General features: G+C 36.1%; 17 protein-coding genes. 11 read left to right on the forward strand and 6 right to left on the reverse strand.

The window, feature by feature from the left end; translation table 11 throughout:
• Positions 1–58: 58 nt before the first annotated feature.
• A complete protein-coding gene (locus GTR01_RS12180) occupies positions 59–535 on the forward strand; it encodes a YdeI/OmpD-associated family protein (protein WP_160138115.1) in 477 nt (158 codons plus the stop codon).
• 17 nt (positions 536–552) lie between these two features.
• On the opposite strand, the gene GTR01_RS12185 is transcribed toward GTR01_RS12180, so the two are convergent.
• Positions 553–834 (reverse strand): hypothetical protein, encoded by a 282-nt coding sequence (locus GTR01_RS12185; protein WP_160138116.1) that lies wholly within the window; start codon positions 832–834, stop codon positions 553–555.
• A gap of 220 nt (positions 835–1,054) precedes the next feature.
• On the opposite strand from GTR01_RS12185, the gene GTR01_RS12190 reads away from it, so the two are divergent.
• On the forward strand, positions 1,055–2,278 hold the full coding sequence (locus GTR01_RS12190) for a spondin domain-containing protein (protein WP_160138117.1): 1,224 nt from the start codon (positions 1,055–1,057) through the stop codon (positions 2,276–2,278).
• Between the two features lie 96 nt (positions 2,279–2,374).
• Here the strand turns inward: GTR01_RS12190 and GTR01_RS12195 are convergent, their stop codons facing one another.
• The 4 genes from GTR01_RS12195 to GTR01_RS12210 form a co-directional block, all read right to left on the reverse strand.
• Complete coding sequence (locus tag GTR01_RS12195; protein ID WP_160138118.1) at positions 2,375–5,482, reverse strand: amino acid adenylation domain-containing protein; 3,108 nt, start codon at positions 5,480–5,482, stop codon at positions 2,375–2,377.
• Positions 5,483–6,109: 627 nt separating this feature from the next.
• Positions 6,110–7,645: a YifB family Mg chelatase-like AAA ATPase gene (locus GTR01_RS12200; protein WP_160138119.1), complete on the reverse strand. Its 1,536-nt coding sequence runs from the start codon at positions 7,643–7,645 to the stop codon at positions 6,110–6,112.
• A gap of 268 nt (positions 7,646–7,913) precedes the next feature.
• On the reverse strand, positions 7,914–9,869 hold the full coding sequence (locus GTR01_RS12205) for a right-handed parallel beta-helix repeat-containing protein (RefSeq protein WP_160138120.1): 1,956 nt from the start codon (positions 9,867–9,869) through the stop codon (positions 7,914–7,916).
• A 111-nt stretch (positions 9,870–9,980) separates the two neighbouring features.
• Positions 9,981–10,478, reverse strand: a complete 498-nt coding sequence (locus GTR01_RS12210; RefSeq protein ID WP_160138121.1) for a hypothetical protein — start codon at positions 10,476–10,478, stop codon at positions 9,981–9,983.
• Positions 10,479–10,696: 218 nt separating this feature from the next.
• On the opposite strand from GTR01_RS12210, the gene GTR01_RS12215 reads away from it, so the two are divergent.
• The 9 genes from GTR01_RS12215 to GTR01_RS12255 all read left to right on the forward strand — a co-directional run bounded on the left by GTR01_RS12215 (position 10,697) and on the right by GTR01_RS12255 (position 19,779).
• Positions 10,697–12,295, forward strand: coding sequence for a Na+/H+ antiporter (locus GTR01_RS12215; RefSeq protein WP_160138122.1), 1,599 nt, complete (start codon positions 10,697–10,699; stop codon positions 12,293–12,295).
• Positions 12,296–12,464: 169 nt separating this feature from the next.
• Positions 12,465–13,139, forward strand: a complete 675-nt coding sequence (gene ribB / locus GTR01_RS12220) for a 3,4-dihydroxy-2-butanone-4-phosphate synthase (protein ID WP_160138123.1) — start codon at positions 12,465–12,467, stop codon at positions 13,137–13,139.
• Positions 13,140–13,152: 13 nt separating this feature from the next.
• Positions 13,153–13,914: a siderophore-interacting protein gene (locus tag GTR01_RS12225; protein ID WP_160138124.1), complete on the forward strand. Its 762-nt coding sequence runs from the start codon at positions 13,153–13,155 to the stop codon at positions 13,912–13,914.
• 76 nt (positions 13,915–13,990) lie between these two features.
• On the forward strand, positions 13,991–14,428 hold the full coding sequence (locus tag GTR01_RS12230) for a universal stress protein (RefSeq protein WP_160138125.1): 438 nt from the start codon (positions 13,991–13,993) through the stop codon (positions 14,426–14,428).
• Positions 14,429–14,499: 71 nt separating this feature from the next.
• A complete protein-coding gene (locus GTR01_RS12235) occupies positions 14,500–15,840 on the forward strand; it encodes a TolC family protein (protein WP_160138126.1) in 1,341 nt (446 codons plus the stop codon).
• Between the two features lie 26 nt (positions 15,841–15,866).
• On the forward strand, positions 15,867–16,907 hold the full coding sequence (locus GTR01_RS12240; RefSeq protein ID WP_160138127.1) for an HlyD family secretion protein: 1,041 nt from the start codon (positions 15,867–15,869) through the stop codon (positions 16,905–16,907).
• A 6-nt stretch (positions 16,908–16,913) separates the two neighbouring features.
• A complete protein-coding gene (locus tag GTR01_RS12245; RefSeq protein WP_317167598.1) occupies positions 16,914–18,467 on the forward strand; it encodes an MDR family MFS transporter in 1,554 nt (517 codons plus the stop codon).
• A 42-nt stretch (positions 18,468–18,509) separates the two neighbouring features.
• Complete coding sequence (locus GTR01_RS12250) at positions 18,510–19,193, forward strand: siderophore-interacting protein (protein ID WP_160138128.1); 684 nt, start codon at positions 18,510–18,512, stop codon at positions 19,191–19,193.
• 10 nt (positions 19,194–19,203) lie between these two features.
• Positions 19,204–19,779, forward strand: a complete 576-nt coding sequence (locus GTR01_RS12255; protein WP_160138129.1) for a Crp/Fnr family transcriptional regulator — start codon at positions 19,204–19,206, stop codon at positions 19,777–19,779.
• Between the two features lie 154 nt (positions 19,780–19,933).
• On the opposite strand, the gene GTR01_RS12260 is transcribed toward GTR01_RS12255, so the two are convergent.
• Positions 19,934–20,896 (reverse strand): T9SS type A sorting domain-containing protein, encoded by a 963-nt coding sequence (locus tag GTR01_RS12260; protein ID WP_160138130.1) that lies wholly within the window; start codon positions 20,894–20,896, stop codon positions 19,934–19,936.
• Positions 20,897–20,927 lie beyond the last annotated feature (31 nt).

The following is a 20,927-nucleotide window of genomic DNA, read 5'->3' on the forward strand; positions in this document are numbered from 1 at the left end:
TGAAACCGTGAAAATTATTTTCACGGTTTTTTTATTTTTGAATATTAAAATAGTAATCATGAATTCTCAACCTGTATTATTCACTGCCATCATACAACAAAATGAAACAATGAATGCTGCTTTTGTGGAATTTCCTTTTTCAACAGAAGAGTTATTCAACAAAAAAGGGCAGGTCAAAATTTTGGCTATATTTGATGGAAAGGTAGAGTATCGCGGAAGCCTGGCTAAAATGAAATCAGACTGTCATATACTAGGATTGACTCAAGAAGTCCGAAAGCAGCTTGGGAAAACTTTTGGAGATGAGGTTACCGTATCTCTTATGGAGGATAAGAAAGAACGGATTGTTGACCTTTCAGATGATATTGCTTTGGTCTTTAATAACCATCCAGATGCCAAAGCACTATTTGATACGATGAGCTATACTCACAAAAAGGAGTATATCCGCTGGATTGAAGAGGCGAAGAAGCCGGAAACAAGGGAAAACCGAAAAACAAAAATGATCCAGATGATTCTGGATGGAAAAAAAGGAATATAAAGTCTTTTCTTTATTTTCTATATTTTTACTTTTGCTTCCAGATATTGTTGTCCCCCTCCATTGGTAACCGTCAGGAATCCATCATAATGAGCCACCTTTACTCCAAGGTCGTTATTTATTTCTTTGAAATATCCTCTCCTTTCTATAATGTTGGATTGCCATAAAAATTGTGCACACTGTCCTTTTTGGTTTTGGAAAATCAATGAATTCAGCTTATTTTCCACTCCGGATGATTTAAGATCTATCACTACACTTTCATTGGCTACAAAATCCTTAGCTAATACCATAAAATTATTCATTTATTGTTCTTTTAATTATAAGTTTTGTTTATCCTACAACAAAAGTCTTGATCTGCAGCGACAAAACTCGACGTATTATTCATTAAATAAAAAAAACACATCATCCTGACTTACAATACATAACAAAATAATTCTTAATAATTATTCATTTTTTCGTCAGGATTTTAGAATATACCCGACTATGGATGTAGATACCAGTTATAACTATAAAATTCACGTTATGAAAAAGACTTTTTTTAAAACCACAGTATTTGCGGCAGCTATTACAACTGCATTGACGCTTTTTTCATGTAGCGATTCAGACAACAACATGATGGACGACTCTTATCAAAGGACAATTACCTTTGAAAATGTTGTTACACCTAAAGACTTTGTACAAAGTGGAAGCTTTCAGGGAATGGGAAATCCTCCGGTTATTATGCCGGGACAATCTGTTTCTATAAAGTTCAGTGCCGGAAAAGCACAGGCTCTTATGTTTGCTACCATGTATGGACTTTCTAAAGATTGGTTTTTTGCTTCTCAGCAGCCTGGAATAAAACTGTTTGATGCTAATGGAAAAGCTATTACAGGTGATGTTTCCTCAAGTGTATTGTTATGGGATAATGGAACCAAAGATAATATGACTGGCCAGTCAGAGAGTAAACCTATCATGCAGGTTCCTAATGTAAATGCTTCACAACTGATGAAACTTAACCTTGCCTACGATGAGATGTCTTCTGAGTTTACTTTAACCATAACCAATACTTCAGGAGGAACAGCTAATGAAACTCCTTTTTCTCCAGGAGTTTGGGCCGTTTCTAATTATAATGGTACCCAGCTTCTAAACAGCGCACCATTCTTTACACCTAATGCCTTATCCAATCCTGAAATTACAGATATAGCCCAGATGGGGAATATTGATAAAATGAAAGCTAAACTTATGGCTAATACGGGAATTATGACAGGTCTTTCTCCTACTCTTGTAGTGATCTATCGAGGTGATAAAAATCCAATTTATGAAATGGGAAAAATGGATAACGGAATGGGGTTAAAGGAAATTGCTCAAATGGGAAATGTAAGTAAGCTTCAAAACAGTTTAAAATCTTTTCCTGGGGTTAAAGGAATTTATGTAGCAGGAAGCGCTCCTGTTCCTCCGGGAAACAAGGTGATGACGAGCTTCAAAGCAAATCCGGGAGATAAAATTGCTTATGCAACAATGTTCGGTTTCTCTAATGACTGGTTCTATGCTAATGAGCAAAGTATAGATGCCAATGCTAAAGGAGACCTTACTTCAAAAACTTCTTTATTTGATTCAGGAACAGGAGTAGACCAATATCCGGGTGCAGGAAATCGCCAAGCATTATTCGGGGGAACTCCACAAAGTGAAAATATGCCTATTTCTAAAGTTGGAACACAATACCCGGTTCCTGCTGTACAGAATGTGATAAAAGTAACCGTGAATTAGAGTTTGCTGGAACCAACCTCTCAACATTTCGTTGAAGGGTATGGTTTTATCAAAAGTCCCAGGCAGCTTTGCTGCCTGGGATTTGTTTTAAAATGATCAGGAAATCGGAATTCCTAGATATCTCAAATAAGAGTCCAACATTTTTTTATCAAATACAGGTTCTTTAATCCCAGATCCATCCAAGAATTTAATCACATTAGAGCAATCCCACACATAAGTATTCTGGTAAAGCTCAACAGTTGATAAACCTTCATGCATATTATCTCTGAAAAGGCTAGTTAGAGGATAAAGTCTATTTTTACTATCATCTTCCCATTGTTTTCTCCATTCTTTATAAGGAAGGTCTTTCAATGTAAATGGATAATATTTTTTCATGAGGCCAAAAAAGTCTTCTAGTGTAAGATTCGTTTCCGGACTGGCAATAAGGTTAAACTTCTGCCCTATTGCCTCTTTATTTCTTGTAATATAAGCCATAGTTTGAGTCATATAATCTACGGTTATTAAACCTTCTCTCAATTCGGTAAGTGCCGGATAAGATTGGAACTCCACGCAATTTTTCACCAATCCCGACCACCATTGATAAGGAGCACTTGCTCCCGTCTCACTGTGGCACATGGCATAGCCTAATCTATAAGTAATAAGAGGTAATCCTTCTTTTGCTGCCAGATCTGCGATCGCTTCCATCACCCATTTACTTCTTACATAGCCTATATCTTTACTTACTGACATCAGATTTTGAGCTATATCATCAGATTCCAACATCACTTTTTTTCCTGTAAATATATGCCCCCAGCTATACACTGATATCGTAGACAGCAGCGCAAGACATTTTGTTCTTTCTGCACCTGCAAGCTTTATAATTTCTCGCAATCCTTCTACATTTGGTGCTTTCATATAAGAATAAGGTTCGATAAAATTTACAGAGCTTCCAGAATGATAAATCACATCTGTTTTTTCTGCCAGCATTTTAAATGTATCTTCTGAAAGTCCCAAGAATGGTTTTACAAGATCTCCTACTACTGGAATAATTCTTTCTTTTTGTTCTTTCTTTTGAGAAACAGCAAATTGTTTAAAGCAACGATCAATTTTTTCTTTTGCATGAAAATCGTCCTGAGCCCTTACCAAACAATAGATATCAGCATCTGTGGTATCTAAAAGTTCCTGTAAAAGATGAATTCCAACAAAACCTGTCACTCCGGTTAAAAATATAGTTGAAGGATTTTCAAGCTGTTTAGGATCAAAGCCTCCCGCAAATACAGTTCCTGGTGCGAGATACACATCTTGTTGTAATTCTACATAAGGTTCTACATCTTCTTCCGGCATGGCTACTCTTTCTTCTTGGGCTCTGGCAATCAAAATTTCTGAAAGCTGTTTCAATACAGGGTATTGATAGACATCTCTAAGGTATACTTTTACCCCAAGACTCCTCTCTAATGCTACTGCAACAACCGCAACCAACAAAGAGTTTCCTCCAATATCAAAAAAGTTATCCGTGATATTAATAACAGGTCGTTCCAGTTCTGCAGACCAGATCTTTGCTATGCCTCTTTCTGTTTCATTAGTTGGGGGTTCAAAAGAAACCAAATCTTTAGCCTCTTTATCTGCCAGATCTTTTAAATATTGAGAATCTGTTTTCCCATTAGTCGTAAGAGGAATTTTATCTATAAAAATGATCTGGGCAGGGATCATATATCCTGGTAATTCTTCTTTTAGGAGATTTCTGATAGTGGTAACTTCTTTTTCAACACCCGGTTTCGCTACAATAAATGCAATGAGGTATTTATTACTTCCTGTAGTATCTTTTGTGATGACCGTAGCTTCCTGTATGTTGTCCTGTTGGCTCAAAGTTCGTTCTATTTCTCCCAGCTCCACCCGGAATCCCCGGATCTTTACCTGATTATCTATCCTGCCTAAGAACTCAATATTTCCATCAGGCAGCCATTTGGCAAGGTCTCCGGTACGGTATATTTTTTCCGTTTCCCTGAAAGGATTATTGATAAATTTTACAGCAGTCAGCTCTTCATTATTAAGGTAACCTTTTGCCAGAAGATCCCCTCCTATGAATAATTCTCCTACAGCTCCTACAGGAAGCAATTCCAAACTTTCACTCAGAATGTATGCTTTAGCATTGGCAATCGGCTTCCCTATTGAAGACACATACTGGCCTTTTACCTCTTTAACTTTTCTAAACGTAGCATATACTGTACATTCCGTAGGCCCGTAATAGTCTATAAGTTCATAACTCAATTCTGTAGTAAGCACTGGCTTCAGCTTTTCACCTGCTGTGAAAAGATATTTAAGAGCCAGATCATTGTATTTTCTGGTCTTATCTATAAAAGGAGGAACAAGAACTGTTGGTACAAAACCATGGGTAATATGATTTTTATGGAAATATTCCACCAAAGCAGAAACATCCGTTCTTTCTTCGTTTTCTGCAATAAAAAGGGTAGCTCCGGAAGTAATACCCGACCATATTTCCCATACAGAAATATCAAATGCAAGCCCGGCAACAAGAGTTACCTTTGAAGTCTGATCCACATGAAAATAATGATTATGCCATGTTACCAAATGCTGAATAGCAAGATGCTCCACCATCACTCCTTTAGGTTTCCCTGTTGAACCGGATGTATAAATTGTATACGCCAGTGAATTCTGGTATATTTCAGCATCTGGATCCTGCAAAGAAAAGGATTCCAGATCTTTCATTGTATCAAACTGAAGCACTTCAATTTTTTTATTTCCTGATAAGAGTGCTCCAAGATCATGATTGGTAATCATAATCTTAGCAGCAGTATCTGAAAGGATATATTCTACTCTTTTTACAGGGTATGCAGGATCTATCGGAACATACGCTGCACCTGTTTTTACAATTCCTAGAACTGCAACCACCCATTCAAGGGATCGGTTGAGCCAGAGAGGAACAAACATTCCTTTTTGTATTCCTTTGTCTATTAGACTATTGGCAAGTTTATTACTCTTCTGATCCAACTCTTTATAAGTCATTGCCTGATCTCTGTATACTATTGCAATCTGATCAGGATAAAGCTGCACCTGTTTTTTGAAAAGAGACACCAATGTTTCTTCCTGTTTGTAGTCCCATCCCGTTGTATTGAAGTCATTTAAAAGTTTTTCTCTATCCATTGAAGACAATAGTACAGCCTCTCCCAATGATTGGGAGTCTAATGGTGATGTTAAATTTGACATGATAATGATGTAATTTGGTTAAAAGTCTACTTTTTCTTATCACTTTTCTGCCAAGCATCTTCTATGCGTGATTAATTTTTAATGTATACCCTACCCTATCATTTAATCAAAGAAATAGGAGATATAATAGAGTATACAAAATGTGCACAATGATAAATTCAACGTGTAATAATAACTTTATAAAAAGTACTTGCAGAGAAAGTTCAGATGATCTGTTTAATGAACAGAACTGTAAATAAAGCCTTACTTTATTTATGACTCTCAAAAAGAATCTTTATTCTTTTAATTTCAGTTTTAAAACAAAATTACTTGACTAATGATTTGAATTCAATACCATCATATGACTAATGATTCAATATTCAAATTTAACATAATAAATAATATAAAGTGTTACATAATTATCATATCATCCCACACTATATATTAAATTTATGAAACAACAAATTGAATAACAATAAGATACATTTAAAAACACAACAAGTAAAATATTCATACTATGATAAGACTTTAATTTTTCGGCAAATTATAGAGATCAAATTTTATGGAAAAAAGGCTCATATCAAGAGAATAGATATATGAATACTCCATTGAATTCTTTAAGATTTTAATTTCATTAATTTTACATCATTAAGCATTCCAAAATTCCCGATCTAAGCTTCTGTATTGTATGGCTTCGGAAATATGATGAGAAAGAATTTTTTCAGATTCTTCAAGATCTGCAATGGTACGTGCTACCTTTAAAATTCTGTCATAGGCTCTTGCGGAAAGATTCAGCTTTTCCATAGCTAATTTGATAAGACTGAAAGAAACCTCATCTAATTCACAAAATGCTTCTATTTCTTTTGGCCCAATTTGAGCGTTACTACTGATATTAAGATCTTTATATCGTTCATTCTGAATTTCCCTTGCCTTCAAAACCCGTTCCCGGATATCTTTACTTTTCTCACCTTTCCTTTTCTCTGAAAGTTGCTCAAATTCTACTTTCTGAACTTCAATATGAATATCGATCCTATCTAAAAGCGGCCCGGAAAGTTTATTCATATACCGTTGCATTTCATAAACAGAAGAGGTATTGTTGGGATCATCAGGAAAAAAACCGCTTGGACTAGGGTTCATAGAAGCCACCAGCATAAAACTCGCAGGATAATTGACGGTAAACCTAGCTCTTGAAATAGTTACTTCACGATCTTCTAAGGGCTGTCTCATCACTTCCAAAACGGTTCGTTTAAATTCAGGCATTTCATCAAGAAATAAAACCCCATTATGAGCCAGTGAAATTTCCCCGGGTTGAGGATAACTTCCCCCACCAACCAGTGCTACATCGGAAATGGTATGGTGCGGAGATCTGAAAGGACGAACAGTCATTAATGATGCTTCTGTACCGATCTTCCCTGCTACAGAATGGATTTTTGTAGTTTCAAGAGCCTCTTTCAACGTTAATGGCGGGAGTATACTTGGAACTCTTTTGGCCAGCATTGTTTTCCCGCTTCCGGGAGGGCCAATCAGTATAATATTATGTCCACCGGCAGCAGCTACTTCCATTGCTCTTTTGGCGGCTTCCTGCCCTTTAACTTCTGAAAAATCAAAGGGAAAATTATTTATTTTTTCATGGAATTCCTTTCGGGTATCCAATATAATTCTTTCAATAGCTTTTCCTTCATTAAAGAAATCGATGACCTGCTTTATATTTTCTACTCCATATACCTCAAGATCATTGACAATAGCTGCTTCTCTGGCATTTTGAATAGGAAGAATAATCCCCTTAACCCCTTCTTCCCTCGCCTGAATCGCAATGGGCAGTACTCCTTTTATGGGCTGTAAGCTACCATCCAACGAAAGCTCACCCATAATGATATAGTCTTGAATTTTTTCAGCCAGAATCTGATCAGATGCAGTTAAAATACCAATTGCTATACTTAGATCATAGGCAGATCCTTCTTTTCTAAGGTCAGCAGGAGCCATATTAATTGTAATTTTCTTTCCAGGAATTTTATATCCTACATTCTTCAATGCAGCGGAAATTCTATAACTGCTTTCTTTGATCGCATTATCAGGAAGTCCTACCAAATGGTATCCAACGCCTCCAGTATCTACATTTACTTCAATCGTTATGGTCTGGGCAGCAACTCCATGAATGGCGCTACCATAAATTTTGATCAGCATGTGTATTTTTAAAGTAAATATAATCAATATACTATTTTAAAAATCTGATAGTTACACTGATAATTTTCTACAGAAAAGAGTTTTTAAGAAAAATAAATACTTTATATTCTCCACAAGTAAGTCTCCTGAAATAAGGGTGGCTCCCAATTCATTTTCTATTACAAATTATCAGATTTGAAGATTTGATAAAGGTCAAAAAACATCTATAAAAAAACGATGGCAATATCTGCCATCGTTACTCTATAAGTTAGATATAAAATATCTTTTATTATCTGATATCTTGTACATTTATTGTGGAATTGGATAAAATCTTATCCGGGCCGAAGTTACTATTATTATGAGAATGCAACGTTCTGAATGTACAATAATTCATTTGTGGAGATTCTGCAATAATTCCTACTGGCAAAAATGTTGGATCTGCATAATTAGCTAAAATGTTATTTTCACAAATAATTTCGCTTGCTTCACCTTGGATCATAATATGGCCATACTCTTTATTATTTGCCAAACCTACATTATTAGTCTTATTACCACTAATGATTGCTCGTTTTGTATTTCCTATTTTGATCCCATCAGTGCCGGTTCTCAAAATCGCATTATCTGTTATGGTAAGTGAAGTATATTCCAAGATATCAATAGCACTTTGCTGTACTGACTTTAGGTTATTGCTATTAATGGTAATATTTTCTTTTTTAAAATTGGTATGATCGTCTGTAATACATGTTTTAACTGTTTCAATGTAATTTCCTTCAATAGTTACGTTATCAGCTCCTTTTCTAATCTTAATTCCGTCTCCATTTCCAACCATTTCAAGGTCACTGATTTTTACATTATGTACTTTATACAAATCAACCAGAGGAGCGTCAAATGCATTTTCAATCCTACCATTTCTTACTTTAACCCCATTTGCTCCTTCAATAAAGATTTGCGATGCTTTATTTCCTGAAGATGCCAGGTTTTGTACATTGATATTAAAGATCGTATGAGAATACTCATCTCCTTCTGTTTTACACGCAAAGCCATCAAGACCATTATTTCTTGTTGCCAAATTCAAAATATTAACATCGGATACTCCAGCAGTTGCATCCGGAGTTGTTATCAGTAATCCATAACCATTGTTCTGATCACAAATACAATTCACTATGTTTACATTCCTAACTTTTTGATTTTTATTGGGTTCTATATCTATTCCTGTTTCCGGGATAGTTCCGCTAGTTTTAATAAACTGGCTATCTACCACGTTAACACTGTCACAATCTATGATTGAAAGGCCTTGTCTACGGTTATCAAGACAAATAACATTTTTAATATTCCCATTATAGGAATCTTTGATATAGATACCATCTCCCCAACATTCTGAAATCTCTACATTTTCTATAATGAAATTACGAGCTTCAAGTACCTTAATACCAAATCCCCATTCTCCGAGATCAAGGTTGTTTACACTTTCATATTTAATGGAACCATCAGTCATTTCAATCAGAATATTTTCCTTATAATCTATATTACAATAAGATGGCTTTTTATCCGGAGTTATCTTTTCACATGGTACATTCGGATATACCCATGGTTTCACTCCACCTGAGATTCCAGCTTTTTTCACTTTCAAAGGCGTATTATTTACATAAACATAATCACCCACCTGATAGGATTCATTAGGTTTCCAAATTTTGTAATAACTTTCATTTTCAGCCTTAAAACTATATTTATTACCTTTAATTTTCCCACCATTCAACGTTGTGTTTACTGTTCTGTAAAAGGAGATTAATTCATATTCAGGGTATTTTCCTGGAAGTGCTTCAACTCTGCCATTCAAATAATAATTGGTATCACTTTGAAGCTGAATTTTTTCATATTTATCTACATCAATCTTATACAGACCCGAAAGAATAATATTTTTAATATTCATAGCGCGTAACCTTACCAGAGCTATATTGACTTTTTTAATTTCTTCGGGAATACCATCACCTTTAATACCACAATAAGCAAGATCCACAGTATCTCCAAATGCTGCTTCCAATTTGTATTGCCCATTGTTGGTAAGTTTAATAATACTGAAATGATCCTCTGAAACAGCTGTTTCCGATAAATAATAGATAACAGGTTTATCATAAGGAATTCCCGGATAATATCCCATTAGCTGAACATATTGTGGTTTTTTATCTTCAAAAGATGTTATGAGTTCTGAAATCTCAGCTACACTTAGATTCTGTAACTCGTTCATTGAATTTTTAATGATTGCCATTGTACTTTATGATTTTGGTTTTAATTGTCTTCAAAAGTACAAAGGCATAACGCCAAAAGACGACGTATTATAAATATAATGACTTTTATTTTACCCTAATCCTAAAAGCTCTTTTCCATCAAATATCCACTTCCCATTCCTTTGTTTAAAAAAATAAATTTCAACCTTGGAGCCTCCTCCACGGTTCTTTACAACAGTAATCGTTGCAAACTTTCCAGATTGATCCATTAGGCAATTTAGGAGCTCAATATGTACAATATTATCTGGTTTGGGAATCTCTTTAACCAAGTTAATAGGATAATTATCAACAGAGTTCATCGGAATATGGGTGATCCCAAAGTATAAAGGTTCAAATTTTTCCTGTTTTAGTTTAAATTTCTCTTTAAATAAGGAAATGGCCTCTTGTAAATACATCGTTCCGATTCCTGCATATAGATGAACAGCTATGCTATCACTCTTTCCTCTATTTTGAGGGATTTTTGACATATCAAAATATGAAATATTATCCATCAAAACCGTAAAGTTCTGATCAATAATACGAGCTGCAACATGCTCGTTATTCTTTTGTTCATCTTTGCATGAGAACATGAGCAAAATAAAAAATATAAACTTGAACTTTCCTATCCTATTCAACAACATCATTGATTATTTATGTTAATTGCAATATATCAGATTCCCCCAGTACCAACAAACAGATTACGAAATATTTTTCTTAAACAATAACTTTTTTCCATCAGTCGTTTTTTGACTCAGATCAAAGTTTTGCCTTTTGCAGCATTATAATTTTGCAGCGTAATAAAAAACTCATGGCAGAACTTGAAAAAATTATATGGATTTCTATTATTCTGATTATCATTATTTCGGTAAAAGAAAAACTTAAACTAGCACTTCCCCTTTTACTTTTATTGGCTGGACTTATTTTAAGCCTTACAAGATTGGTTCCTTCTATTGATATGAGCCCCGAAATGATTTTCTATGTGGTTTTACCACCCATCTTATTTGATGCCGCATGGAATACTTCGATTCCGGAATTTAAAAAAGAATTTTCCAAGATTTCCCTTTTAGCTGTAGGATTAGTGTTCCTTACAACTACTATTATTGCATTGATTGCTCATAGTATCATTCCAGGTTTTACATGGCCGCTGGCTTTTATTTTAGGAGCCATTATTTCGCCACCTGATGCTGTAGCTGCTACCAGTATTACAAAAGGACTTCCTTTACCTAAAAAATTAGTTACCATACTTGAAGGGGAAAGCCTGTTGAATGATGCTTCTGCTCTTATTGCCTATAAATGTGCCTTGATAGCTATCATGAGCGGAGTTTTTTCTTTTTGGAATGCAGGATTTCAATTTGTAACCATCAGTTTAGGGGGGATTATCGTTGGGCTTATCATAGGCTATGCTTTTTTGAAACTGCACAGATTTTTGAACGGAAACAGCAACACAGAGACATTTGTCATCATTTTATTACCATTTGCAACGTATAGCATGGCTGAACATTTAGAATGCTCCGGAGTACTTGCCGTTGTGGTATTAGGAATGTTTCTGTCATGGAATTCTTTTCCTCTTTTCAGTGCCAACAGCAGAATACAAATGAGTAACTTCTGGGATGTCATTGTATTCGTACTCAACGGACTGGTATTTCTAATCCTGGGTATGCAGCTTCCTCAGATCATTGCAGATATTCCACATGCTGAGATCCCCGTTTTAATTCTGTACGGCCTTCTTATTTTCGGAGTTCTTATCATGATCAGGTTGTTCGTCATTTTTACATTTCCTTTATTTTCAGGGAATAAAGTAACAAAAGAAACAGGCTTCTTTTCGCAGACAAAAAAGGAATACATCATCTTATCATGGTCAGGAATGAGAGGTGTAGTATCCTTAGCTGCAGCATTAGCAATGCCTTTACAAGATAATGATGGAGTGGTGATATCCCAAAGAAGTACTATCCTCTTTATCACATTTGTTGTGATTATTTTCACATTATTAATACAAGGGCTGACTTTACCTAATCTCATCAAACTTATAAAACCTACTGAAGAGGATGAAAAGAATGAAAAAGAATTGAATATTCTCTTAATTGATCAATCACTCTCTTTCCTGGAAAATAAAAAGTGGGATCACTCCATCGCTGAAGGGATTGTTTCGGGAATGATTGAAAAATTAAAAAAAGAAGAAACTGAGTTATTCCATGTGGAAACTTCCGAACCTGTCGACAGAGTAGAATGGCGGAAGAACTATTTCAATATTGAACTTCAATTGATAGAGTTTCAACGCAAAGAACTTATCAAAAATTATTACAAAGGTGAATATTCACTTGAAGTAATCCGCAAAAAGGAATGGGAATTAGACTTTTGGGCGACTACTGTTTATCATGAAATGGAAACATTGGAATTTAAAAATTAGGATGATCCTTTCTTTTTTGACCTAAGTCAAAGTTTTTCATTCCTCACATGTCCAATTTTGCATTATTAATTTGAATTACGGGTTGAGGATTATCAAATCACTCACCATTATACAACTACAAAGAAACAGATAACCCATTGGGTACTCTACACAATTTAAAAATTTATTTATGGAAAATATGTTAAAAATATTTGGCGCAAATTCCAAAACACGAGTTGAAAATGCAATAGAAGAATTGCAAGTTGGCAAAGGTGTACTCCTTATCGATAATGAAGACAGAGAAAATGAAGGAGACCTTATATTTTCTGCGGAACATATAAACGAAGAAGATATGATTCAAATGATCCGATATTGCAGCGGTGTAGTTTGTCTGTGCCTTACTCATGAAAAAGCTGATGAATTGGAACTTCCATATATGGTAAATGATAATTCAAGTCCGTATCAAACGCCTTTTACTGTTTCAGTAGATGCTAGAAAAGGAGCTACAACTGGGTTATCAGCAGCAGACAGAATTGCAACAGTAAAAGCAGCCTTTGCTGAAGATGCACAACCTGAAGACCTGGTTCGTCCCGGCCATATATTTCCTTTAAGAGCACACAATGATGGTGTATTGGGAAGAAACGGACATACAGAAGGAAGTATAGACCTTATGCGCCTGGCAGGATTAAAACCAATGTCTGTTCTATGTGAACTGATGAATGATGATGGAACGATGTCCCGATTTCCACAGATTGTAGTTTTTGCATTAAAGCATGATTTGATGGTTTTATCCATAGAAGATATCATCGAATATCGACAAAAACATACTTCAGATAATTTATTAAAAATAAATGTCTTACAATAAAAATTACACCAAAATGAATTCAACCGAAACAAAAAAAATACGTTCAGTGTTTCATGTGAAACATAAGGAGTATATTACCCCCCATTTTATAAGGGTTATTTTCAATATTAATGATAATCAAGCAGAAATGCTCACTAATGTAAAATCAGGTTCAAATAACAAAATATTTATCCCTACAAATGAGACAGATACCCAAGAAACCGTAAGAACTTATACCAACAGAAAAATTGATCTTGAAAACAGAGAACTGAGTATTGACTTTGTAGCACATGGAGACAATGGCCCGGCATCCGCATGGGCATTAAAAGTGCAGGAAGGAGATTTTTTAGGGATAGGGATGAAAGAAAGTACCAGGCCTTTGGTTCCTGAAGCAGATTCTTATTTCTTGGTAGGTGATGCCACTGCCCTACCCGTTATCAGTGCCATTGTAGAACAACTTCCTGAAGGAGTAAATGTAAAAGTACTTATGGAAATCTTCGGAAAGGAAGATGAAATACTCTCCTGCTCTGCAGCCAATGTAGATATTGAATGGCTTTATAATGCAACACCTGAAAAAGGAAGCAAGCTTGCAGAGCTGGCTAAACAGTTTAAATTTCCAGAGAATGAGCAGAGAAAATACGTGTATGTGGCTGCAGAATATTCTACAGTAAAGGAACTTCGTGATTATTTTAAAGCAGACCCTTCTCTTGAGCCTCGTGCTCTGCATGCTGTATCTTATTGGAAATCTGGCGAATCGGAAGATCAGGCTGGGTTGCATAAAAAACAATCATTATAAGGTCGTTTTTTAACTCAGGTCAAAGTTTTCATTCCATGAATAGCGGAATTTTGCAACATGATTTTAAATATAAACTATGAACATTCAATCAATAGTCATCGCCTTGGATGAAAGTATTTTTTCTCCACGAATTGCTACCCGGGGGTTTGAACTAGCCGTCTTCTTTAATGCTACGGTAAAGCTGTTACTGGTAAGAAATAATACAGCTATCCTCAATGCTTCATTAGCTAATACTTCTATAGAAAATGATGATACTATGGAAAGGCAAATGGGTAAAATAAAACAAATCACAGAAAAGTACAGCTTGGTGGAGCATTCAACGACAATACTCAATGGAGATCCTCAAGAACAGATCATTCAGTTTATGGCACACAACCTGGCAGATCTATTAATTGTGGGGACTCATGGAAGAACCGGGCTAGATCACCTCATCAGCGGCAGTACTGCAGAATATATCATCCGCCACTCTACTATTCCTGTATTGGTTCTTCCCTACAATCACGAAACACACTAAATCTTATTCATAATAACTAATCTCATAAGCAAGCAAACCGCCTGCCTGGCGGAGCTATGCCTTAAAAACAAATGAAAACATTAATTAATAAAATTCTCTGGAAACCACTCCTGCTATGTATAGCCACAAGTATGAGTATTCCCGGTATTTACGCACAAACTCGTTTATTAACCTTAAATCAAACGGTAGAAATGGCTCTTTCCAACAGTAATGCTCTCAAATTGAAACGAACATCTGTAGATCTTGCCATCAATAAATATCACCAGGCAAAAGATCAGTCTCTTCCTACGGGAAGCGTCAGCGGAACATTTTCTCACACTGAAAATATCGCTAACCATATTAAATTGGGATCTCTTGACTGGATCCTTCCTAAAAGAGCCGAATCTTATGTAGGAAATGCTTCACTCAATGAAACTATTTTCAATGGTTTTAAACTGAAGTATGCAAGACAGTCCACACTCCTCCTTTCTGAAATTGCGAAAACGAATGTTACTCTTACTGAGGATGAGGTGATTTACACTGCTGTACAAATGTATTTTGAACTGTACAAAATTTCTCAAAGCCAAAAAATTGTACAACAAAATCTAGCCGCAGTAGATACCCTTATCCAACAAGCGGAACAGTTTTACCGCCATGGCATTGTTACTAAAAATGATGTCCTTCGATTTAAACTTCAAAGATCCGGAATAGAGATCACTGCCTCAGACCTTGAGGCCAACCGCAAAATTGTATGCTATAATATGAATGTCCTGCTTGGACTTCCGGACAATCTTGACTTACAGACTGATTCGGTGCTTTTAAAAGAAGAAACACCTTTTTCTTTGGAAGAATATCTGAATATGGCTTTCTCTCAAAGAAAAGAATTGGAACAAAATACCCTGCAATCTAAAGTTCACGATTTTTCATTTAAGACTCTGAAAGCTGATGAACTTCCCAAATTATCCGTAGGTACAGGGATAGGGTACAACCATGCAGGTTCTACTTTTATTCCTTCTAATGGAACTTTTATCGCTCCTTTTTCTTTGGGTGCAACCGTTTCATGGGATTTTTCCACCTTATGGATGAATAAAAATAAATTATCTGAAGTTGAAATCAATAAAAAACATACTTCAATAGAAAAGAATATCTGGACAGACAAAATCCGCACTGAAGTCAATCAGGCTTATCAACTGTATGTCAGATCCTTAAACAAAGTTAATCTTCTCCACTCCTCTATCGAGGAAGCTACAGAAAATGACCGTATGCAGGCAGACCGTTACAAAAACAATGTCACCACTGTTACAGACCGTATTGATGCAGATGCTAAACTTTATCAAGCTCTTACCGATTTAGAAATTGCGCGTGCTGAAGCTTCTGTAGCATGGTATAACCTTCTGAAAGTTTCAGGAAAAATTTCAACGATTACTCAATAATAACAACTATTAATACTAACAATACTATGGAAGCTACGTCTTCAAAACAAAAAAAATACATCGTTCCCGTCATCCTTCTGATCGTGATTGTTGCAGGAAGTATTTTTGGAATTAAACAATATTTTTACCACCAAAGCCATGAAGATACAGATGATGCCCAAATAGACGGTGACCTCAGCGCTGTAGTCACTCGTGTTGGCGGCTACATCGACTCTATTGGATTTGAGGACAATCAACGAGTAAGCAAGGGGCAGGTTTTGGTCAAATTAGAAGATCATGAATACCGTCTGAAACTGGAACAGGCTATTGCAGCTCAGAAAACTGCAGGTTCAAAAATAGGAGTTTCAAAGACTCAGGTTTCAACAACTCATTCTGCATCATTGGGATATAAAGCTAAAGTAGATGAGGCAAAAGCTAAATTATGGCAGGCTAACCAGGATTATGATCGTTATGCAGCTTTGATTAAAAATGGATCTATTCCGCAACAAACTTTCGACAAAGCCAAAGCAGACCGTCAAATTGCTGAAGCGGCTCTACAATCTGCCGAAGAACAATACAAAACAGCCGTTGCTCAGATTGGAAACAGCCAATCTGAATTGATTGTAACAAACACTGCCACAGGCCAACAACAGGTTGATGTAGATTATGCTAAACTACTTCTCTCCTACACTACCATTAAAGCACCTGTTTCAGGAATTGTAACAAAGCGTCGGGTACAAATGGGACAATTGCTTCAAGCCGGGCAAACTTTATTTGCTGTTGTGGATGAAAACAATCTTTATGTAACAGCCAATTTTAAAGAAACACAAATGCAACACATTCGTGCAGGGCAAAAGGCTGAAATTATTGTGGATGCCTATCCTAATGAACCTATACAAGGAGTTGTACACAATTTTGCAGGAACTACAGGAGCCAAAATGTCTCTGCTACCTCCTGATAATGCGACAGGTAACTTCGTAAAGGTGGTACAACGTATTCCTGTGAAAATAAAAATAACCGCTACTCCAGAACTGCTTAAAAAGATTCGTCCGGGGATGAATGTGGAGGTAAGTGTATTAACTAAATAACTCAACATGATGGCTGAGAAAGGATTTAGAAAATGGGTGATCACGTTTACGATGGTACTGTCATGTATGCTTGAATTTTTAGATACCACCATTGTGAACGTTGCGATCCCTCATATTCAAGGAAATATGGGTGCCATATTAGAAGATGTTGCCTGGGTTTCTACTGGTTATGCTGTTGCCAATGTCATTATTTTGCCCATGTCCGGATGGCTGGGAAGCCGATTTGGAAGAAAGAATTATTTTCTGTTTTCCATTATTCTTTTTACCATTGCATCCATGCTTTGCGGAAACTCGCATACCCTGGTAGAACTGGTGGCTTTCAGAATTTTACAAGGATTAGCCGGCGGAGGTTTAATTTCTACTGCACAGGCTATTTTATTAGAAACCTGGCCGCCTGAAGAGAGAGGTACTGCAACCGCCATATTCGGTTTTGGTGCAGTGGTAGGGCCTACAGTGGCTCCTGCATTAGGAGGATATCTTACGGATCATTTATCATGGCCGTGGGTATTTTATATCAATCTTCCTTTGGGAATTTTAGCGGCTATTCTTACCTATCAGTACGTGAGAGCAACGCCTAAGGAAAGTACGGGGAAACCTGTCGACTGGTGGGGAATTCTGTTGCTGACTATTGCTGTAGGAAGTTTACAGACTGTCCTTGAAAAAGGAGAAGAAAAAGACTGGTTTGCCACCAATTATATCACAGTCCTTTGTGTGACTTCAGTAATTGGGATTTTATTATTCATCTGGCGGGAAACAACGACGGAGCATCCTGTTGTAAATCTTAAATTATTCAGGTACAGAAGTTTTTCTGCCGGAATGGTTACCTCATTTCTTTTTGGAATAGGATTATATGGATCGGTATTTATATTTCCTCAGTTTTGCCAGAGTTTATTAGGTTTTTCAGCACAACAAACAGGATTTTTATTGCTTCCCGGCCAGATCTTTACAATTGCACTGATGCCAACCGTAGGAAAACTATTGAAAAAAGGAGTTCCACCACAGCTTTTTGTAATTGCCGGATTCCTTTGCTTCTTTATATTCCCGATGATTATGAGCAAAGCAACATTAGCTTCCGGAAATACAGATTTCTACTTTCCACTTTATTTTAGAGGAATCGGAATTGGGCTTTTATTTGTTCCACTGATTACATTAGCAATTAAAGACCTAAAGGGGCCGGAAATCGGTCAGGGAGCAGGATTATACAATATGATGCGTCAACTGGGAGGTTCTTTTGGAATTGCAGGACTCGCAACCACAGTGCATATTGGGAAAGGACAACATAGAAATTATCTACTGGAAAACATCAATGAATATGGTTCTCCTTATTGGGAAAGAACACAGGATTATATTTCAAGCTTCATGGGTAAAGGTTTTTCTCATTCTGATGCTTCTGAAATGGCTTTACATGCTATAGATAAAATCATCAATAAGCAGGCGATGCTAATGGGATTCACAGATGCTTACCAATATCTTGGGATTGCCATGCTTTGCTGTATTCCGTTTGTACTGCTTCAAGGATTTAAAAAGAAAAAAACAGAAATCCCTGCAGATGCTCATTAATATTTGATTTTAAAACAATACTCACTCCAAAATGGTCACAAAATGAAATCAGAATTAACTAATATCAACAGTGGTGAGATTATTTCTTCAAAAAAACTCACCTCTACAGCATGGCATATTAAGCTCAAAGTCCCTTTTTATATAGAATTGGATATGGATAGAAATCCGGGATACATTTTTCCTTTATTAACCGGAGATGAGGAGCAGGAAAATACCCTACTCATCAGATCTACTTTATGGAATTATGATGTGGTACGCAACACTGTAGAAATTATCATTTATGAGCGGAAAGGCAATGAAGAATGGCTTGAAAATTTGTCATCAGGGCAGATGATCCGGTATTTGGATCCTGAAGAAATCATTATTCAGGGGTTGAATGCAGATAATTTTTACCTTATTGGTAATACTGATGCACAGGCATTTTTTTATCAATTCAACAGAAGTCTTCCCTTTACCAATACGGTAAACAGCTTTATCTATAGTAAAAATACAGGGGAATTTTTCCCGGATATTGATGGAAGCTACCCGCTCAACTATCACATTATTTATCCTTTCAGTCCCGAGCGGGTACTTCATCTTTTCAAAAAGAGTCTTATTCGAGAGAATGAAAGCTTTATCATCCTGCTTTTTTGTGAACATGAAGTTAATATGCTGTTTTCACAGTATTTTAAAAAGGAATGGGGAGCTGCTGAACACCAGATCAGAATTGCAAATTATAATCACTAATACTTCTATCATGTATTCATTATTGGCTGAAAAAATTTCTCAAGTCACATCAATTGATGAAGAAGGGATGGAAACTGTTCTGTCTTACTTTAAGGACTTCAAGATCAAAAAAGAAGAAATTCTTCTGAATGAAAAGGAACATTCTTCCAGGATATATTTTGTAGTAAAAGGATGCCTCAGAATTTATTTTTTACAAGCTGATGGTACTGAGGCTACAAGATATATTGCTTTTGAGAATAATTTTGCCAGTAATCTTGTGGGATTAATTACGGGTGAAGGCTCTGAAGAATATATCCAGGCACTGGAAAGTACAGAGTTACTTTATATTTATTTCAGGGACTTTCAAAGTCTTCTAAGCAGGGTTCCGGGATGGGAAAAGTTTTATATCTATTACCTCGAAAATGCTTATGTCAATAATACCCGTCATTTGATGAGCTTCTTAACAATGGATGCCACAGAGAGATATAAACATCTTCTGGAACAGAATCCGGCTGTAGTACAAAGGCTTTCTAACAGAATGGTGGCTAATTATCTGGGAATATCACAGGAATCTCTGAGTAGGCTGAAAGGAAGACTCTACAAATAACAATAACCAACTAACATCTTTATTTTTTTTACCAGGTTCATGATTGGGCCTGGTTTTGTGTATCAATATAAACCGGTACAAAATAAAATCGGCACAAAACAGATTGTGCCGATTTAACCACTATTAAAAACTAACGAAAAGATTATTTAATCCTTTATTTTTTTATAAATTTATTTCTATAGACCTCTCCCTTAGTGCTTTTGGAAACAATGATATAGTTTCCAGGTACTAAATGGCTTACATCAATTCCCTGCTTGTACTGATGATCATTTTTCTTTAGAACTAATTTTCCTGACATATCCATGATTGTTATCTCATTATATTGTTCTGATTCTTTTCCAATATAAAGGAACTGTGTGGTAGGATTCGGGTATATATTTAATTTATTTTCTTTTTGTTTTACTTCTCCTGTTCCTAGTCCCCCACAAAATTCCCAGTTATCATATTGAAGCTCTACAAAAGTAAATGGGTCTAACATTTGGCACTGAGTAGGGCAATATTCTGTGCAGGCATAAAATCCATATACGCCAGGCTGAGAAGTAGTATAGCTATCTCCAGTCACATTAGGAATCACACAAGGATCTCCGGTAAAGGGTGCTGTGGTCGTGGGAACACATTTAAACCATGTATGAGGCCCATACACCACAGGAAATACATCATCAAATTTTACAGGTGCTTCCGTGCATACATGTACAACTCCACCATCTACAATTTCATAAGTTCCCGGAAGAAACGTAGACATCATTGCCGGAAGGCCATAAACATATCCATCTGCCATCACTGCCGGACTTTCTGCCGTGCAATCTCCTTCGGTAACTGCTACTTTAAAATAATACAACTGGTCATTTCCATTGATGGTTAGCTGCTGAGCTGTAGCTCCTGGTATTGCTACCCAGGGGTTGTTATTAGGAGTCTGCCAAGTCCATTCCTGTTTATACCATTGATAAGAAGAATACGTTTGCGTAGTGGAAAGGATCTCATCCTCCGTATCACAGAACAGTATCTTATCCGCAAATATAGCTCCTAATCTAGGGCTGGTAATGGTAGGGTTACATTGTGCTCTTACCATCAGAAGGTTGAATAATAAAAATGTTAAAAAAATCAGTTTTGTTTTCATATATATTGACATTTAAGGTTGATTTCTATTT

The organism is Chryseobacterium sp. c4a, assembly GCF_009900745.1.
Taxonomy (GTDB): domain Bacteria; phylum Bacteroidota; class Bacteroidia; order Flavobacteriales; family Weeksellaceae; genus Chryseobacterium.

Excerpts from the sequence above, each read along its gene's own strand:
- GTR01_RS12180 (WP_160138115.1), top strand. The coding sequence starts at position 59 with ATGAATTCTCAACCTGTATTATTCACTGCCATCATACAACAAAATGAA.
- GTR01_RS12185 (WP_160138116.1), bottom strand. The coding sequence starts at position 834 with ATGAATAATTTTATGGTATTAGCTAAGGATTTTGTAGCCAATGAAAGT.
- GTR01_RS12190 (WP_160138117.1), top strand. The coding sequence starts at position 1,055 with ATGAAAAAGACTTTTTTTAAAACCACAGTATTTGCGGCAGCTATTACA.
- GTR01_RS12195 (WP_160138118.1), bottom strand. The coding sequence starts at position 5,482 with ATGTCAAATTTAACATCACCATTAGACTCCCAATCATTGGGAGAGGCT.
- GTR01_RS12200 (WP_160138119.1), bottom strand. The coding sequence starts at position 7,645 with ATGCTGATCAAAATTTATGGTAGCGCCATTCATGGAGTTGCTGCCCAG.
- GTR01_RS12205 (WP_160138120.1), bottom strand. The coding sequence starts at position 9,869 with ATGAACGAGTTACAGAATCTAAGTGTAGCTGAGATTTCAGAACTCATA.
- GTR01_RS12210 (WP_160138121.1), bottom strand. The coding sequence starts at position 10,478 with ATGTTCTCATGCAAAGATGAACAAAAGAATAACGAGCATGTTGCAGCT.
- GTR01_RS12215 (WP_160138122.1), top strand. The coding sequence starts at position 10,697 with ATGGCAGAACTTGAAAAAATTATATGGATTTCTATTATTCTGATTATC.
- ribB (WP_160138123.1), top strand. The coding sequence starts at position 12,465 with ATGGAAAATATGTTAAAAATATTTGGCGCAAATTCCAAAACACGAGTT.
- GTR01_RS12225 (WP_160138124.1), top strand. The coding sequence starts at position 13,153 with ATGAATTCAACCGAAACAAAAAAAATACGTTCAGTGTTTCATGTGAAA.
- GTR01_RS12230 (WP_160138125.1), top strand. The coding sequence starts at position 13,991 with ATGAACATTCAATCAATAGTCATCGCCTTGGATGAAAGTATTTTTTCT.
- GTR01_RS12235 (WP_160138126.1), top strand. The coding sequence starts at position 14,500 with ATGAAAACATTAATTAATAAAATTCTCTGGAAACCACTCCTGCTATGT.
- GTR01_RS12240 (WP_160138127.1), top strand. The coding sequence starts at position 15,867 with ATGGAAGCTACGTCTTCAAAACAAAAAAAATACATCGTTCCCGTCATC.
- GTR01_RS12245 (WP_317167598.1), top strand. The coding sequence starts at position 16,914 with ATGATGGCTGAGAAAGGATTTAGAAAATGGGTGATCACGTTTACGATG.
- GTR01_RS12250 (WP_160138128.1), top strand. The coding sequence starts at position 18,510 with ATGAAATCAGAATTAACTAATATCAACAGTGGTGAGATTATTTCTTCA.
- GTR01_RS12255 (WP_160138129.1), top strand. The coding sequence starts at position 19,204 with ATGTATTCATTATTGGCTGAAAAAATTTCTCAAGTCACATCAATTGAT.
- GTR01_RS12260 (WP_160138130.1), bottom strand. The coding sequence starts at position 20,896 with ATGAAAACAAAACTGATTTTTTTAACATTTTTATTATTCAACCTTCTG.